This window comes from Sporosarcina ureae (assembly GCF_029267015.1).
GTDB classification, from domain to species: Bacteria; Bacillota; Bacilli; order Bacillales_A; family Planococcaceae; genus Sporosarcina; species Sporosarcina ureae_D.
Genome location: NZ_JARIEA010000044.1, coordinates 15,281 through 32,980, shown reverse-complemented (window position 1 = coordinate 32,980; position 17,700 = coordinate 15,281). Strand labels below are relative to the sequence as shown.

17 protein-coding genes are annotated in these 17,700 nt (G+C 41.5%); 14 read left to right on the top strand and 3 right to left on the bottom strand.

The annotated features are described in order from the left end of the window. Window positions 1-58 precede the first annotated feature (58 nt). Window positions 59-1,315, bottom strand: a complete 1,257-nt coding sequence (locus Q7P97_RS06720) for a BaiN/RdsA family NAD(P)/FAD-dependent oxidoreductase (protein WP_303968289.1) — start codon at window positions 1,313-1,315, stop codon at window positions 59-61. 151 nt (window positions 1,316-1,466) lie between these two features. Here Q7P97_RS06720 and Q7P97_RS06715 point away from each other — a divergent pair, with 151 nt between their 5' ends. Next, window positions 1,467-3,083: a putative polysaccharide biosynthesis protein gene (locus tag Q7P97_RS06715; protein WP_303968286.1), complete on the top strand. Its 1,617-nt coding sequence runs from the start codon at window positions 1,467-1,469 to the stop codon at window positions 3,081-3,083. Between the two features lie 3 nt (window positions 3,084-3,086). Then, window positions 3,087-3,818, top strand: a complete 732-nt coding sequence (locus Q7P97_RS06710) for a pseudouridine synthase (RefSeq protein WP_303968283.1) — start codon at window positions 3,087-3,089, stop codon at window positions 3,816-3,818. 51 nt (window positions 3,819-3,869) lie between these two features. Here the strand turns inward: Q7P97_RS06710 and Q7P97_RS06705 are convergent, their stop codons facing one another. Beyond that, window positions 3,870-4,091 carry a DeoR family transcriptional regulator gene (locus Q7P97_RS06705; protein ID WP_085426601.1) on the bottom strand — a complete coding sequence of 74 codons (222 nt, stop codon included), beginning with the start codon at window positions 4,089-4,091 and terminating at the stop codon, window positions 3,870-3,872. A gap of 378 nt (window positions 4,092-4,469) precedes the next feature. Between Q7P97_RS06705 and dat the strand changes: the two genes are divergently transcribed. The 4 genes from dat to Q7P97_RS06685 all read left to right on the top strand — a co-directional run bounded on the left by dat (window position 4,470) and on the right by Q7P97_RS06685 (window position 7,954). Next, window positions 4,470-5,354: a D-amino-acid transaminase gene (gene dat, locus Q7P97_RS06700; protein WP_303968416.1), complete on the top strand. Its 885-nt coding sequence runs from the start codon at window positions 4,470-4,472 to the stop codon at window positions 5,352-5,354. Beyond that, window positions 5,338-6,306 (top strand): nuclease-related domain-containing protein, encoded by a 969-nt coding sequence (locus Q7P97_RS06695; RefSeq protein WP_303968279.1) that lies wholly within the window; start codon window positions 5,338-5,340, stop codon window positions 6,304-6,306. Before dat ends, Q7P97_RS06695 begins: the two co-directional genes overlap by 17 nt. Before the next feature lie 39 nt (window positions 6,307-6,345). Then, window positions 6,346-6,990 (top strand): tRNA (guanosine(46)-N7)-methyltransferase TrmB, encoded by a 645-nt coding sequence (trmB, locus tag Q7P97_RS06690; RefSeq protein WP_303968276.1) that lies wholly within the window; start codon window positions 6,346-6,348, stop codon window positions 6,988-6,990. A gap of 118 nt (window positions 6,991-7,108) precedes the next feature. Further along, window positions 7,109-7,954 (top strand): YtnP family quorum-quenching lactonase, encoded by an 846-nt coding sequence (locus tag Q7P97_RS06685; protein ID WP_303968273.1) that lies wholly within the window; start codon window positions 7,109-7,111, stop codon window positions 7,952-7,954. 357 nt (window positions 7,955-8,311) lie between these two features. Here Q7P97_RS06685 and Q7P97_RS06680 read toward each other — a convergent pair whose 3' ends face one another. Continuing rightward, entirely contained in the window at window positions 8,312-8,626 is a 315-nt protein-coding gene (locus Q7P97_RS06680) for a hypothetical protein (protein WP_303968270.1), read from the bottom strand. Between the two features lie 200 nt (window positions 8,627-8,826). On the opposite strand from Q7P97_RS06680, the gene Q7P97_RS06675 reads away from it, so the two are divergent. From Q7P97_RS06675 to Q7P97_RS06640, 8 genes are all read left to right on the top strand, one after another. Continuing rightward, the gene (locus Q7P97_RS06675; protein WP_303968267.1) at window positions 8,827-9,900 is read left to right on the top strand and encodes a M42 family metallopeptidase; all 1,074 of its coding nucleotides are present in this window, start codon (window positions 8,827-8,829) and stop codon (window positions 9,898-9,900) included. Window positions 9,901-9,923: 23 nt separating this feature from the next. After that, window positions 9,924-10,439 (top strand): DUF84 family protein, encoded by a 516-nt coding sequence (locus Q7P97_RS06670; protein WP_303968264.1) that lies wholly within the window; start codon window positions 9,924-9,926, stop codon window positions 10,437-10,439. Between the two features lie 78 nt (window positions 10,440-10,517). Beyond that, the gene (locus Q7P97_RS06665) at window positions 10,518-11,036 is read left to right on the top strand and encodes a hypothetical protein (protein WP_303968261.1); all 519 of its coding nucleotides are present in this window, start codon (window positions 10,518-10,520) and stop codon (window positions 11,034-11,036) included. A gap of 33 nt (window positions 11,037-11,069) precedes the next feature. Next, entirely contained in the window at window positions 11,070-11,885 is an 816-nt protein-coding gene (locus Q7P97_RS06660) for a DUF1444 domain-containing protein (protein ID WP_303968259.1), read from the top strand. Then, window positions 11,882-12,487, top strand: a complete 606-nt coding sequence (gene ytpR / locus Q7P97_RS06655) for a YtpR family tRNA-binding protein (RefSeq protein ID WP_303968255.1) — start codon at window positions 11,882-11,884, stop codon at window positions 12,485-12,487. The genes Q7P97_RS06660 and ytpR overlap by 4 nt, the downstream gene beginning before the upstream one ends. A 187-nt stretch (window positions 12,488-12,674) precedes the next feature. Next, window positions 12,675-15,629: a DNA translocase FtsK gene (locus tag Q7P97_RS06650; RefSeq protein ID WP_303968252.1), complete on the top strand. Its 2,955-nt coding sequence runs from the start codon at window positions 12,675-12,677 to the stop codon at window positions 15,627-15,629. A 131-nt stretch (window positions 15,630-15,760) separates the two neighbouring features. Further along, window positions 15,761-17,074 carry a UDP-N-acetylmuramate--L-alanine ligase gene (gene murC / locus Q7P97_RS06645; RefSeq protein WP_303968249.1) on the top strand — a complete coding sequence of 438 codons (1,314 nt, stop codon included), beginning with the start codon at window positions 15,761-15,763 and terminating at the stop codon, window positions 17,072-17,074. A gap of 162 nt (window positions 17,075-17,236) precedes the next feature. Continuing rightward, entirely contained in the window at window positions 17,237-17,689 is a 453-nt protein-coding gene (locus Q7P97_RS06640) for a DUF948 domain-containing protein (protein WP_303968246.1), read from the top strand. Window positions 17,690-17,700: the final 11 nt, after the last annotated feature.

Here is a 17,700-nt window from a genome sequence, read left to right as displayed (position 1 = left end):
CTCTATCACACACGCTAACCGATCATAGCCGACTCATATCCGCTCATAGAAAAAACAGTCAGTCAGCCAAACCGGCATTCATCCCAGCTAATCGACCTGTCACAAGCGCTGCGGTAATGTTATAACCGCCCGTATAGCCGTGGATGTCTAAAATTTCGCCACAGAAGAACAGTCCGATCTTTTTTCGTGAAGCCATCGTCTTCGGCTCGACTTCTTTAACGGAAACTCCGCCGCCTGTTACGAAAGCCTTCTCGATTGGTTGCGTACCTGTAATATGCACAGGGAATGTTTTCAAAAGTTGGGCGAGTGTGCGAACATCTTCCGGTTTAATATCTAGACCGATTTCTGTTTCGCTAATTCCCGCCTTTTTCAATAAAAACAGCAACCAACGTTCAGGAACAAGTCCTTTTAATGAAGTTTTGATTTGTTTTTTAGGTTCATCTTTTAAAATCTTCGCGATAGTTTGTGTTAGTTGCTCTTCGTGCTGATCAGGTATCGAATCAATTTGAAGCAAAACTGGCTGCTTGCCATTCTTCATCTGTTCTTTCACCACATACTGACTGCAACGTAAAATGGCAGGACCGCTTAATCCAAAGTGAGTGAATAACATATCCATGTGGTGGGTTACGAGAGTTTTGCCTTTTTTATTCAAAACAGATACTTTTGCGTCACGTAGTGCGAGGCCTTGTAAATCTTTTGAAACGATAAATGGTTCTCGTGATAGCAAAGGCACTTCTGTTGGATATAGTGTCGTGACAGTATGTCCCGCGCGTTCAGCCCAAGGATAGCCATCTCCCGTACTTCCTGTTTGCGGAACCGCTTTGCCGCCGACTGCAACTACTACCGCATGCGAGCGGATCTCTTCACCGTCTTCTAATCGGATCCCAAGAATTTTTTCGTCGTCCATCAGCAACTTTTGTACACGACTTTCTAAGCGTATTTCTACGCCAAGTTCATCCATTTGATTCAATAACGCATTGACGACGTCTTTGGATTTATTTGAAACAGGGAACATACGGCCATGATCTTCTTCTTTTAATGGTACACCGAGCCCTTCGAAGTACTGAATGATATCTTGATTATTGAAAACAGAGAACGGTCCGTATAAGAACTTTCCGTTACCTGGAATATGTTTAATAATTTCTTCTTGTGACAATCTATTTGTGACGTTGCAGCGACCGCCGCCAGAAATGGCTAATTTATTGCCGAGCTTTCGCCCTTTTTCAATTAGCAGCACACGCTTTTTTTGTTCGGCTGCCGCAATGGAGGCCATTAAGCCTGAAGGTCCGCCACCGATTACGATTACATCATACATTGTAGAACCACTCTTTCATTTCGTTTTGTCTTTCATTATACACCATATAGGTGCGATTGCTTTTTGATTTAGTCTTCAGTTAAAGATTGTACAAATGAGTGTCGAGGGGTAAACTATACAAGTATCTCTTAAGGAATGGAAGGAATCAATTATGGCATCGAATTTATTGAAGGGCACGGCCATTTTAACGATTGGCCTATTTTTATCGAAAGCACTTGGTTTACTTTATGTAATTCCGTTTTATGCAATCGTTGGAGAGAATAGTGTTGGACTCTATCAATACGCATACATACCTTATAACTTAGCGCTAGCAGTAGCCGTATCTGGAGCACCTCTTGCGATATCCAAATTCGTCTCCAAGTATAATGCATTAGGCGATTATGCGACCGGCAGGAAATTAATGAAATCGGGTATGGTCGTTATGTCCGTAACTGGTTTTCTGTCATTTCTTGCATTGTTTTTCCTTGCGAATCCCATTGCCGAACTCGTCATCAAAAGCGATGAACAGATTTTTACCGTACACGATATTGCGACAGTCATTCGCTGGGTAAGTTTTGCGTTACTTGCGGTTCCGTTACTGAGTATTGCACGTGGATACCTTCAAGGGTATCAAAAATTTGAACCGACTTCTGTTTCCCAATTAATTGAACAGATTGTACGAATTATTGTTGTCCTAGTCGGTGCATTCGTAGTCGTCAATGTACTAGGTCTGTCACCAAGAATCGCAGTTCAATTTGCGGTGTTTGCGGCATTCATTGGTGCGCTTGCAGGTCTGTGGAGTCTCTACTATTATTGGAAGAAGTATAGAGATGAATTTGATTATTTATTATCGAACAGTCCGCCGGCAAGTTCCATCCCGCTAAAACAAATTTATAAAGAAGTATTTGCCTATGTTTTACCGTTTGTGCTAGTTGGAACAATCAATCCAATCTATCAATTTGTCGATATGATTACATTTAACGGTGCGATGAGTTCTATTGGTCTCGCTAGTGTATCGGATTTGTATTTAACGAAATTAAACTTTTTGACACATAAAATTGTCATGATTCCCGTAATGGTTGCGACTGGTTTTTCCATGGCACTTATTTCAATTATTACGAAAGACTATACGATGAACAATCAAAAAGGCGTTACGCGTTCACTGGATCAGACGTATCAAATTATGTTGTTCTTGACGATTCCTATGGTAATAGGATTAATTGTCTTAAACAGTGAAGTGTATCAATTCTTGTATCAGCATGATGTGGCGGGTGCTAGCGTATTGGCTTCTTATGCACCAGTTGCGATTCTTTTCGCGATGTTCACGGTAACGGCTGCGATCTTGCAAGGAATTGATCATCACAAATGGATCGTCTTTACTTCGTTACTGGGACTACTTATTAAGATGCTGATCAACATCCCATTGATCAAGATGTTTGAAACAAACGGTGCGATTTTAGCTACCGCAATTGGCTATTCAGTAGCGGTTGGTATTAACTTGCTCGTCATTAAAAAAGCATTGAATTATAAATCTGAAATGGTCATTAGACGCTTATTCCTGATTTTGGCGTTCAACGCGGTGATGTTTGCTGGTGTTTGGCTGACGAACAAAGGTCTGAACATGGCGCATATTCCTGTAGGTCGTTGGCAAGCTTTGCTGTATGTCATGATTGGAACGGGCGTCGGTATGGTAATTTACGGATTCCTCGCTTTGAAATCAGGACTTGCACAACAACTATTCGGTGATCGTCTGACACGTATTATGAGACGCATCGGACTTGGAGGGTAATGAATGAGACTCGATAAATTATTATCAAATACAGGATACGGTTCACGTAAAGAAGTTCGACAACTGTTGAAAAAAGGCATGATCCGCGTCAATGGGGCAGTGATGAAAGATCCTGCCCAGCACGTGGATCCAGTTTCGGACAATATTTCACTTCTAGGTGAAGAAGTGGTTTATAAAGAATTCATCTATCTGATGATGCACAAACCACCTGGTGTCTTATCTGCGACGGAAGATAACCGTGATCAAACGGTTGTTGATTTACTTGCAGGAGAAGATCGACATTTCGAACCGTTTCCTGTAGGTCGTTTAGATAAAGACACAGAAGGATTATTATTGCTGACAAATGACGGAAAGCTTGCGCATAATTTATTGTCACCTAAAAAAGAAGTACCCAAAACGTATTACGCGAAAGTGGCAGGAGTTGTAACGGAAGAAGACACTGAAGCCTTTGCGCGCGGCGTGATCTTGGATGATGCTTATGAAACGAAGCCGGGTATTTTACATATCTTGCATTCTGCTGAAGAGTCAGAAATTGAATTGACGATTACAGAAGGAAAGTTTCATCAAGTAAAGCGAATGTTTGAAGCGGTAGGGAAAAAAGTGGTATACCTGAAGCGTTTAACAATGGGACCTCTAGAATTAGATCCAGATTTGGAGTTAGGGGAATACCGGGAGTTGACGGATGAGGAATTACAGCAGTTGAAAGAAATAGATCGTTCCAAGCAAAAAGGCTGATGCAAAAGCGTCAGCCTTTTTGCTTTGTAAACGTGTATATAGGAGACAGGATCAGGAAGATAATTTCACTTTCTTGGACGTCGTCGTCCATTCGCCGCGGACTGAGCTCTTAATCAATTCATTGTACTCCAGAACGTTTAAGTCGCGTTGAGCTGTGCGGGTTGAAATGTTGAATTCATCCGCCACATCCTCCGTCGTTACTTTTCCGTTATCCCGAATGAACAGATAGACATCTTTGATACGAATTAACATGCGATCGGTAGCTGGGTTCATCTAAGAAACCACTCCTTCATCTTCATATTTTCACGCCAACATTGCAAAAGAAGACTGTTGGGGTATTCTCTGATAATATCTTTCCTGATCCGCTCCTCGATACTATGTTATGCCAGAATAGTTAGTGAATGATTCTGACACTAGTAGTATAACGCATTATAGACAAAAGCGCACATGTTTTCGCTTGTTAATTTGTATAAGTTCGAATTAATAGTTTTTAAGTTAGACAGTTAGCTAGTTTTCTCTGTTAACAAGAAAATACATTGATGCTCTTATCAAGGTCTAATTGATTTTATTCGGTAAACATGTGAAAATAGGAACAGAAGAAACTGGCGGTATGACAGCTTGAAGTTTCATAACAGAAGAGGTGACGGTGGTATGATCTATTTTAAAGACGGAAAGTTTCTAGAAGAAGATGAAGTACATGTATCCGTAAATGATCGTGGTTATGCTTTTGGCGATGGCGTCTACGAAGTAATTAAAATATACGATGGCGCATTGTACACTGCACAAGAACATTTGGAGCGTTTAATAGAAAGTGCAGAAAAGATTCGTATGGCCATGCCATATACTATTGAAGAATTAGGCGAGATCATACAAAAACTTCAAACTGAAAATGAAATTACTATGGGACATATCTATTTACAAGTAACCCGTGGTGTTGCGCCACGCGTTCACCAATTCCCTGAAAGTATTCAGCCTGTCGTAGTTGGGTACGCGGTAGAAAATGAACGTCCTATGCACTATCTTCAGCAAGGTGCTGCCATGAAGTCTGTGGAAGATGTACGTTGGCTTCGTTGTGATATAAAGAGTTTGAACCTACTCGGCAATGTGATGGCGAAACAAGAGGCATTTGATCATGGATGTCAAGAAGCGCTATTCGTACGTAACGGGTTGGTACGTGAAGGCTCATCTTCTAATGTATTCGGCATTAAGGATGGCGTTCTATACACGCACCCTGCGAATAACTTTATCCTTAACGGGATTACTCGTCGTGTCGTTTTGCAGTTAGCTAAGAATTTGAATATTCCGGTTGAAGAAAAAGAATTCACGCTGCCGCAAGCATTAGAAATGGATGAGTTTTTCTATACATCGACGAATGCAGAGATTACGCCTGCCGTGACGATTGATCAGCAACCTATAGGACAAGGAGTCCCAGGTCCGTTGACGAGAAAGTTGCAAGTTGCGTTTGATGCACAGATTCCGATGTTAGTAGCGTCTGGTAATGTTGAGGAAAGAGAATCAAATGGCCCAGCTAGTTAAACTCGTCGATTATGTATCTCGTTACGAGAATGACTTAACGCGCTATCCTACTCAATTTATCCGTTTAAAACGTTATCAATGGAAGCGTATTAAAAATCAATGGGAACACGGTGCTGATTTGCATGTAGAGCAAGCGGCTATTTTTCCAGAAGATGTGCAAGAGCGTTCAAGATGGTATACGGTATTATTCGGAAAATGGCGTAAAAGAAGAGATGTGGAGTTCGCGCAAGAGTTTACAGTTTCAGAGGATGGTGCGGAAGATCAAGACGATGATTTGGATTTTCAAGCTTCCATCTCGGGGCAACCTTTAAATGTTGAGCAATTAAAGAAGGCATATCGCGATCAATTGTTTCAATTCCAATTAAAGTGGGCGAGTTCTACATTGTATGATCGATCTCGTGTAGACCCGAAGTATTTCTCTGACCCATTATTGAAACAACTGACATTACGTTTACCTGATAGCTTTTTGTTGTTTTATTATCCAATCGTCAAAGTGAATAAAGCGCCTGTCGAGTTAGACATTATCTTATTGGCACCTACTACTTGCTACTGCATAACGGTGCTCGAAGATGAAAGATTGGCTGCGTACATAGGTACTGGCGAAAGATTTTGGCTCAAAAAGTTTGGGGATCAAGAAGAGAAAGTACTGAATCCTACTATAGCGCTCAGTAGGATGGAGAAAGTTGTTTCATCATTTTTCAAAGCAGCGAAAGTGGAGATTCCGATCAAGAAATTGATTGTTTCAAGAACGGGCTATATTGATTATCCAGGAACGCCATTTGAAGTTACTACGATTGACCGTAAAACGTATGAACAATGGCTGACAAAGTTATGTAGCAATCCGAGTCCTATGAAGCATACCCAATTTAAAGCGGCGCAGGCTATTTTGGATCATGCACAAACTACAGCAATGAGCCGATTATTTGATGCGGAAGAAATCGTGGAAGAGTAATAGACTAGAAATCACAGACAAAGAGAGAGTGTAACCAGTATGCGTTTACGAAATAAGCCATGGGCAAAAGATTTCATGGCAGAGCATCCGGATGTATTGATTTTGGATCCAGAAGGCAAGAAAAGTCATTGGGCGGAAGAGTTCGGAAACGATTCTCCGATCCATATTGAAGTAGGTACAGGAAAAGGACAATTTGTTATTGGAATGGCATTGGCTAATCCAGAAATTAATTATATCGGTATTGAACATTTTGATAATGTTATCGTTTCGGCGTTAGAGAAAACGATCGAGGCAGAAAAACCTGCCAATCTACGTTTGATGCGTGTGAATGGCGAAGAATTAGAAGCCATTTTTGCAAAATCCGAGATTGATCGAGTCTATTTGAACTTTTCTGATCCGTGGCCAAAAGATCGCCATGAGAAACGTCGTTTGACACATCCAAACTTTTTAGCGAAATATGAAGGTGTTTTGAAGGAGAATAGAGAAATTCACTTTAAGACAGACAATCGTCCGTTGTTTGAGTATTCTCTTGTCTCCTTGACGAACTATGGCATGAAACTGCTAACCGTTTCACTGGATTTACATGCAAACATGCCGGAAGACAATGTGTTAACAGAGTACGAAGAAAAGTTCTCAAGTAAAGGTCAACCGATTTATCGTTTGGAAGCACAGTACCAAAGCTGATTAATTGGCTAGATCACTAGTTGTCTGACGTGATACTTTTCCACTCACGCTATAGGGGTTGGTGGAGAAGTATCACGTCATTACAACAGATAATTTAGGAATGTAGGGAGGAAATATAATGGATCAATTAACTTTTCATGACATGAAACTAACGTGGTTAGACGGTGGCGTAAACTATTTGGATGGCGGTACGATGTTCGGTGTCGTTCCGAAAGCATTATGGTCAAGACGCTATGAAGCAGATGAAAACAATTTGATTGAACTACGAACAGACCCAATCCTAATTCAATACGAAGGCAAAAATTATTTAATCGATTCAGGTATAGGTAAAGGTAAGTTGGACGAGAAGAAAAAGCGCAATTTGGGTGTGCGTGCTGAAACGCGTGTAGAAGAGAGCTTGGAAGAACTAGGTATGACACCGGATGATATCGATGTTGTGTTGATGTCCCATCTTCACAATGACCATGCGGCAGGTTTGACGCAATGGGAAGGCAATCAGCTCGTTTCAGTGTTTAAAAATGCAAAGATCTACACTTCACAAGTCGAGTGGGACGAAATGAGAGAACCAAATATTCGCTCTCGAAATACGTACTGGAAAGAAAACTGGGAACCGATTCAAGGACAAGTGACAACGTTTGAAGATGAAATCGAAGTAGTGCCGGGCATAAAAATGATACATACTGGCGGTCATAGTGATGGTCATAGTGTGATTAAGTTAGAACAGGACGGCGAGACGCTGATTCATATGGCGGATATTATGCCGACGCATGCGCATACGAACCCGTTGTGGGTATTAGCTTATGATGATTATCCAATGGACTCGATTTTTGCGAAAGAGCGCATTATGAAGGAAGCGCTTCCAAATGAATATGGTTTTATTTTCTATCATGATGCTGTGTATCGCATGGCGAAGTTTAGTGAGGATGGAAAGAAGATTGTGGATAGCTTGCCTCGTACACGGTAAAGGTTGAGTTCAAGTTCAAGTTCAAGTTCAAGTGATTAGACGGGGAGGCGCAGTTGATCGACGTTCCAGGCGGACGCTTTCCTGTGGGCGTGGCTTGAGCCTCCTCGTCACTTCGTTCCTGCGGGGTCTCAAGGCTCACGCTGATCCACTAGGAGTCGCCGCCTTGCACTTACGATCAACTGGCGTCATCTTCTGACGTTTGAACGTATATGCATTGTTGAAAAATTAAGTCCTAGGTACAGATCCCATTTACGCGGGGGTTGTCTTTTTCTGTATGTAAAATACCTGTTAAAAAAAGAGGCTATCCGAGAAGTAGATACTTCTCGGATAGTCTCTTTTCGTATAGTTAAGTATAGATTACTGGCGAACTAGCTCTACGACAGTGCCTGTTTTCGCATCTGCTGCGAATTCATATTGCTCTAGCTTGCCGTCTTTCATACGTGAAACGCCACCACGGTAAACGTCCATGGAGATGACATGGTTTGTGTAAGGTTCTGGCTTCATTACGATCCAAGAACCGTCGATTGGTCCTTCTTCTTTAAATGCGTCTTTTACTTTTTTGAGTACGTTGTCAGCAGGTACTTCTTCGTTATAACGGTTAAATGCCTCATTCACTACTACGCCTGCAGCAACTCCGGTTAAAATTCCAGCAACAAAATCTTTTACTCTCATGGCTTAATGCAGCCTCCTTCGCAAATCTTTTCTTATAGTGTAACATAGTTTAAAAGGGCATGGCGATTCAAAAGCTTTTCTCGCTTGAGTAATCGGTAAAATATGGCACCTTTGTGTAAAGCAGATTGTTAACCTAATTAGTTTTCATCTGTTTGTTTACTGGATATAATACGAATAGACTGAAAAAGTGAGGGATTTAGATGAAAAAAGAAACATTAGAGTTATTTCGTACACTGACTGAACTTCCGGGCGCACCAGGTAATGAATACCGTGTCCGGGCTTTTATGCGTGAGCAGCTGGCACAAAATTCGGATGAGATTATTCAAGATGGTTTGGGTGGAATCTTTGGCGTTCGCCACGGAAAAGAAGATCAACCGAAGATCATGGTTGCGGGACATATGGATGAAGTCGGCTTCATGGTAACGGGTATTACAGATAATGGTATGCTTCGTTTTCAGCCGTTAGGTGGCTGGTGGAACCAAGTCCTACTTGCGCAACGAGTCCAGATCATCACGGAAGATACAGAAATTACGGGAGTTATTGGATCGATTCCGCCACACTTATTAAGTGATGCAGAGCGCAGTAAACCGATGGATATCAAAAATATGCTGATCGATGTAGGCGCAGATGATAAAGCGGATGCAGAGAGCTTCGGAATTCGTCCGGGCCAGCAGATCTTGCCAATCTGTCCGTTCACACCTATGGCAAATCCAAAGAAGATTATGGCCAAAGCGTGGGATAATCGATATGGCTGCGGTCTAGCTGTTGAACTCTTGCAAGAAGTAAAAAATGAAACGTTGCCAAACACATTGTATTCAGGTGCAACAGTTATGGAAGAAGTCGGTTTACGTGGAGCGCAAACAGCGGCTCGCATGATTGATCCGGACCTATTCTTTGCACTCGATGCAAGTCCTGCAAATGATGCAAGCGGCAATAAAAAAGAATTTGGGCAGTTGGGCCAAGGCGCATTATTGCGTATCATGGACCGTTCGATGATCACTCATCGAGGCATGCGAGAGTTCGTTTTAGATACCGCTGAAACTCACAATATCCCGTATCAATATTTTGTTTCCCAAGGCGGTACAGATGCAGGGCAGGTACATGTGGCGAATAACGGCGTCCCAAGTGCAGTCATTGGTATTTGTTCTCGCTACATCCACACTGCGGCTTCGATCATCCACACAGATGATTATGCAGCAGCGAAGGAATTAATTACAAAGTTAGTAAAAGCATGTGATAAAACTACAGTAGAAACGTTAAAGCAAAATGGCTAGGCTCTTAGAAAAGAGGGGACTGAATGGAATTTATTCTAGGCTCTGAAAATCAGGCCAAGAAGCGTGCGGTCGTTCGAATCATCGAGCGGTGTCTGGAAAATAGTTCTGTTTCTTCCGTGTCCGTTTCGTCAGGCGTCAGCGCCCAGCCGATGAGTGAAGAGGAAACACGTCAAGGTGCGATTAATCGATCGGTTGCTGTTGCAAACGATACGTATGGTATTGGCTTGGAAGGTGGTGTCCACATGATTGCGGACACCATGTATCTTTGCAATTGGGGAGCCCTCACTACACCGGAAGGCAAAACGTATACTGCCGCGGGCGCTCAAATTCCGTTGCCAGAAGAACTGGCTGATGAAATTCGCAGTGGTAGAGAACTGGGCGACGCGGTGGATGACTATTTTAAAAAGCGAAATGTCCGTATGTCAGAAGGCGCAATGGGAATGTTGACAGCGCAACTTGTACCAAGAGATGCACTTTTTGAACATATTATGCAGTTATTAATCGGTCAGCTCTTGTATAGCCTGTCACGGCAGAGTTGACGATTGCAATAGCGACAGCGTGCGATTAGAATAGGACTGATAGAAAAGTGAACGAAAGTAGAGAAGGGGGGAACCTGAATGTTGCGAAGTGGAAAGGTTTTCTTGCTGTTGCTACTAGCTGTCGTATTAGTAGGATGCAATCAGAAAGTAGAAGTCCGTACTGACGATGCATTTGTCTCAGCGAAAAAAGTATTTGAATTGAATAGCAAAAAAACGAATCATACGGTAGGCGATATCGACTTCTATAAACCGCCAACTATACGTGTAGATGAAGAATCAACTTCACAAACGATTGTCTTAACTAAACGACATGATTCATTTTACTTAACCGTTAATCCGAATGAAAAGAAAAATAGCCATGTCTATTATGATGTGCTATTGACGGATGAACCGGAAAACTTAGTAGGTGCACAAACATTTTCTAAAGATGAAGCATTTGGCTTTGTGGCGGTTATTCAAAAAGGTGAAAAGCAAGTAGAGTTAATTGCAAACGTAGGTGGAGCGAAGGTGGAAACTGTAACAGACGAAGCAAACACTAGCGCTTACTTGGAAAAAATGATGGAAATTGCTCGTTCAGTTCAACATGATGATCAATAAAAAAAATTGAGTACGGAAGGAGAGGGACGACGAATGGAAGCTAAAGATTTGGTAGAAGAGCTGAAGAACCGCTTACCTAAAGAGAACTTTGATTGGCAATTTGATCGAAAGGCAGACAAATTGCGAATTGTCCACCATACTCTTCATAAAGGTATTGATATCTCGTTACCTGAAATTTTATCAAAATATGAGCAAAAAAAAGAGCGTGCAATCGATGAGGTAGCCTATACCATCCTAGAGACGTTCAGCGCAATGGAGCAAGAACATGCAAAAGGTTTTGCAGGGGAAAACAATATTTTCCCAGTCATCCGTTCAACTTCATTCCCGACTGAAAGTTCTGCTGGAGAAACTTTCTTGACGAAAGATCATACGGCAGAAACACGGATTTTCTACGCGTTGGATTTAGGAAATACCTACCGCTTGATTGACCACGGTATGCTTTCCGATATGCAGATGTCAGAACAGGAAATTCAGGAAGTTGCGATGTTTAAAGTCAAGACGTTACCAACAGCTTATAAGCAGGACATCGTATCTGACAATATCTTCTACTTCATCAATAATAATGATGGCTATGATGCAAGCAGAATATTGAACCAACCTTTCTTGAAGGAAATGGAACAGAAAATCGAGGGGCATATGGTTGTTTCTGTTCCTCACCAAGACGTGTTAATAATCGGTGATATCCGAAATGACACAGGTTATGACGTCATTGCGCAAATCGCTATGCAGTTTTTCACAACAGGTGCCGTTCCTGTTACGTCACTATCTTTCATTTATGAAGATGGTAAACTCGAACCAATTTTCATTATGGCAAAAAACAGATTGGCTAGAAGGGAAAAGAAAAAATGAATATCTTTTATAATCCAGAAGGTGTTGGCGACGTATTGTTCGTACAACTTACAACAGAAAGACCAGCAGCTATTGTAGCTGAAAGAACAAATAATGTAACAGTGATCAAAGAGGAAAAGACAGGAAACGTTGTGGCGTTCAATTTATTTAATGCTACAAGCTATTTTCCAATTTCAGCAGTAGGTCAAGTAGAGTTGACAGAAGAGCTTGGCGAACAATTGCAAAATGCCCTGAAAGAAAATGACATAGACTTAGAGCTTGAATTGGATTTCACTCCTAAATTTGTAGTGGGTTATGTTGCAGAGAAAGAGAAGCACCCAAACGCAGATAAATTAAATATTTGCCAAGTGGAAGTAGGGGAGGGGACTCTACAGATCGTTTGTGGCGCACCTAACGTAGAAGCAGGACAGAAAGTAGTGGTAGCGAAAGTGGGTGCTGTCATGCCTTCAGGTATGGTCATTCGCGATGCTGAACTTCGTGGAGTCGCTTCATCAGGCATGATCTGTTCTGCTAAAGAATTGGGCTTGAAAGATGCACCTGAAGAAAAAGGTATTCTTGTATTGGAAGATGACCGAATCGTCGGAGAAGCTTTCGAAGCGTAAGATGTAAATATATCCATAGTGAATAGCTTTTGCACAAGGCTCGTTAAGCTTGTAGCAAAAGCTTTTTTGTATTATTGTTACATAGGGTTACAAATCACTATTTTATACGGAAAGTACATAGAACTGTTTGATTTCCTCATAGAGAACCTGTTAAAATGAAATGATTGACATGAAAAGAGTGATATATTTGAGCTGGTTACGGAATATGAAAAGACGCCTTCAGCAAATGGAAGAAGGCAATGAAAAAGATGAACCTTTATATGAGCAAAAAACTCCTGCAAATAACAATGAAATATACAATGAAAAACTTAATGAAAAAAACGATGAAAACCTTGATGAAAATAAAAAAACGAACTTTAGATTTCCGATAGTTTCTGACTATGAAATTTATGGGTGGGAACCACAGACCCATCATGATGAATATACAAAAGATTATTTGCAAGATGAAATAGTTGAAGAGCCGTATGAAATCATTCCTTTGCAACAGAATGAACGTTGGCCAGGCCGTTATGAGACCAATGGTAAAGTGTATCGTGCGGAGACTAGACGTGAATTCGCGCGTATTATTCCGCCTACATCCAATCCGTTACCTCTTCCGTTTTCTGGGGGGAAATCTGAACGGAATTTGCATGCAGAGCCGCAGCGAATCGAACCATATGAATCTAAGCATCCTGCTGAACCACAGGAACCTTCATATCAGCAACAGGAACCTGTGAAAATTGAAAAGCCAAAGAAGATGAGAAGACCATTTACGCCTACACATGTGCCGTCTCCTATTTACGGACTGAAAAGTAGTTCACCCATTAGTGAAGCTATGGAGTCGGTTATAGAAAAGAAAGATATGAAAGATCAAGAATTACACAGCCAGCTAGAAGATCTGGATGAGGAATTGCCACTATCATTGATTACTAATCAACAACCAAGCGAAGCACCGCTATTCGCTAGTTCATCAGAAAAAAGACAGCCAAAAATGACTTCTACAGAAGAACATACTGATGTAATCGAAGAAACGGTTTCATTTGCATCTGAAAAAGAGCCCGAAGATGATATGGTTCGCGTTGAACAGACCGAAGAAGAGCCAGTGGCAGAAGAAGAAGTAGCTGTGCATGACAACGATTATTCTGAAACAGAAGAGATCATTATAGAGCCAGAAGAGTCACTTGTAGTCTCTGCCGTAGAAGATGTAGAGCAAACAGAAGAAGCAACGGAAGTGAAAGTAGAAGTAAAAGAGCCTGAGCAGTTGGCAACTGAAACAAAGGAATTTGTAGAAACACCTGAAGAACCAATAATTGTTCCATTGGACGAAGAAGTTGAAGAACAAGATGTAGAAGAAGTGGCATCCGAAATGGATGATATGGAAGAGCAAGAAGAACCGATCAAGAAAGAAAAAATCGTACCATTTAATGTGTTGATGCTTAAATCTGATAAAGAAAGATTAGCTGCTAGAGTAGAAGAGCTACTTGCAGAAAATGCCGCAAAGAAAAAAGCAGTAGAAGAGTCGTTTGAAATAGAAACGGATCAAGTTCAGCAGCCTACAGTGGAACAAGCAGAGGCGCTAGAACAACTACAACCCGTAGTTGAAGAACAACAGACTGTGATAGTAGAACCACGCGCGGAAGAGCCGGAAGCCATTGCGAAAGAGTCTCAAGTCGTAGTGACAGAAACTGTTGCGTCAACTTCCGAAACGATTGTAGAAGAACCAGAGGCGGAAACAGTTGAAGAAGAACCGCCCCATTATGGATTCCCTACTATGCAGTATCTTGCACCTCCAGAAGAAGAAATAATAGATGAAGAGTGGCTTGCATCGCAATCTGAAACATTAGAAGATACTCTTTCTCACTTCGCTGTACAAGCGACTGTCGTACAAGCGGTTCAAGGACCTGCTGTGACGATGTTTGAATTAACTGTAATGCAGGGAACAAAAGTCAGTAAGATTCGAAATTTAACTGATGACTTAAAATTGGCTTTGGCGGCTAGGGATATTCGTATCCAAGCACCCATTCCAGGAACAAGTATGATCGGTATTGAAATCCCGAATCGTAAAACACGTGCTGTTCGAATTTCAGAGGTTATTGATAGTGACGCATTCACGAATTCCGACTCACCTTTAGAGGCAGTGCTCGGACTAAGCTTGACAGGGGAGCCGCAAACGATTGATTTGCGGAAGATGCCACACGGAATGATTGCTGGTGCAACAGGTTCCGGTAAATCCGTATGTATCAACTCTATACTGATCAGTTTGCTGTATAAAGCTTCGCATCATGACTTGAAATTATTACTTATTGATCCTAAAATGGTTGAGCTAGCACCTTATAATGGTATTCCTCACTTGTTGAGTCCTGTTATTACGGATGTTAAAGCAGCTACTGCAGCGTTGAAATGGGCAGTCAATGAGATGGAAAGACGTTATGAATTATTTGCGCATTCCGCAGTACGTAATATAGAACGCTATAACGAAATGGTCATGGAATCACGCCGTTTCTCTTTAAAGATGCCTTATATCTTAGTAGTGATCGACGAATTAGCTGATCTAATGATGATGGCTCCTGCAGATGTAGAAGTGTCGATTAGCCGAATTACGCAAAAAGCAAGAGCTTGCGGTATTCATTTGATCATTGCGACACAGCGACCTTCTGTTGATGTCATTACCGGAACGATCAAAGCCAACATCCCAACACGCATTGCATTCGCTGTTTCCTCACAGGTGGATTCAAGGACTATCCTGGATTCGGTAGGGGCAGATCGTCTACTTGGTAAAGGAGATATGTTGTACTTAGGGAATGGTCAATCAGCGCCTGTCCGTCTTCAGGGGACATTTGTCACGGATGATGAAATCGAGCGTATAATAGAACATGTTCGTAATGAAGCAGAACCGAATTACTTATTCGGCCAAGATGATTTGCTGGCAGCCGCTGTCCAAGAAGAGGAATCGGACCCGTTATTTGAGCAAGCCTGCAGCTTTGTCATAGAGCAGGGGAGTGCATCGACCTCGTCATTACAGCGTCATTTCAGCATCGGGTACAACCGAGCGGCGAAGTTAATTGACCGAATGGAAGCAAATCAATTTATATCTGAACAAAGAGGAAGCAGAGCGCGCGATGTCTTTTTGACTGAACAAGCATTTGAAAGCTTCATGAAGTAAAAAAATCCACACGTTCGTATCTAAACTTTTAACGAACACATGATATACTATGACAAGAAATAATCTCCGAGTTTATTTTAGGACAGTCGGAGGTAAAAAGAGGGATGAAAGAATTCCCGGGAGGTTTCAATATGACATTGTTTCACTTTACAGGCATTAAAGGATCAGGAATGAGTTCCCTTGCCCAGTTACTACATGATTCTTCTTACACAGTTCAAGGTTCTGACGTAGAAAAATACTTTTTTACAGAAGATCCTTTACATGAAAGAAATATAAAAGTACTTTCTTTTGACGAAAATAATATTCAGCCAGGTATGAAAGTGATTGCGGGGAACGCATTTAAAGATGACCATCCTGAATTAGTTCGTGCTAAAGAACTTGGTTTAGAGGTTATTCGTTATCATGACTTCCTCGGCTCATACATGGAACAGTTCACATCCATTGGGGTAACGGGAACACATGGTAAAACATCTACCACAGGCTTGCTTGCGCACGTTTTAGGTGGCTTTGCCCCAACTTCTTTCTTAATTGGAGACGGTACAGGAAAAGGTGTCAAGGACACAGAGTACTTTGTATTTGAAGCATGTGAATACAAACGTCACTTTTTGGCATACTATCCAGACTATGCGATCATGACGAATATTGATTTCGATCATCCGGACTATTTTACAAGTTTAGATGATATTCTAGACGCATTTGGAGAAATGGCAAGCCAAGTCAAAAAGGCGTTAATTGCTTGCGGAGACGACGATAATCTTCAAAAGCTACAATGCCAGGTTCCGATTGTCTATTACGGGTTAGATTCATCTAATGATTTCTACGCGGCGAATATTGAAAAAGATCAACATGGTTGCTCGTTTGATGTATTCATCCGAAATGAATTCTATCATCGCTTCACTATTATGCAGACAGGTGATCATGCTATTAAAAATGCATTGGGCGTTATTACGCTATGTCACTATGAGAATATTCCAGCTGAAATTGTAGATGAACGCTTCGCGACGTTTACGGGTGTGAAAAGACGTTTTTCTGTCATGGAATTAGAAAATCGTGTTATCGTGGACGATTATGCCCATCACCCAACGGAAATTCGTGCGACATTGGACTCGGCACGTCAAAAATATCCAAACCGTGAAGTGATTGCTGTATTCCAACCACATACTTTCAGCAGAACAGCTGCGATGCTAGATCAATTTGCAGAAAGTCTTTCTGAAGCAGATCATGTGTACCTATGTGATATTTTCGGATCTGCAAGAGAGCAAGAAGGAAGTTTAACAATTCAAGATTTGGTTGATAAAATTCCGCAATCTCAACATTTGAAAATGGATGATATGTCAGGTCTAGCGGCACATCAAAATCCTGTAATCCTATTCATGGGAGCTGGGGATATCCAACAATATTTAAAGCTATTCAAATCCGATATAACTAAAGAAGAGACAGCCTAATCTTTTATGAGAGGGCTGTCTCTCGTTTTTTTTAGAAGTTTTAGTAATTTGATAAAGGGAATAGCTAAGTTATGTCGAACAGGAGTAGTAGGACGAAAAGTTTAGAAACTCTGAAAGAGGGGTAAAGTTTTCGTAAGAATATGCTCTAGGAGGATTACGAAGGTGATCAATTTACTTTACATTGCTGCAGTAATTGCGGCAATCGCATTTCTTATTCTTTGTGTAAGTCTGGCGATGACATTGGGGTCTTTAAAAACATCTTTACAAAGTGTCTCGCATACAGTGGATGACTTATCAAAGCAATTGGAAGGAGTGACTACAGAAAGTACACAGCTCCTACAAAAAACGAATCAGCTGGCCGAAGATCTGCAAGGGAAAGCGGACAAGCTGAACACTGTGGTGGATGCGGTAAAGGGTGTAGGCGACTCAGTGAATACGCTCAATCAATCCGTTCATCGGATCTCGAGCTCAGTCACTACCCAAGCTGAACAAAACAGTGATAAAATCGCGCAAGTAGTACAATGGGGAACTGTTGCGGTTGGTCTATACGATCAAATAAAGGAACGGCAACCTGAAAAGTCCACCGGTTGGACAGTGTACAAAGCGCGCTCCTAGTACAAGCATTT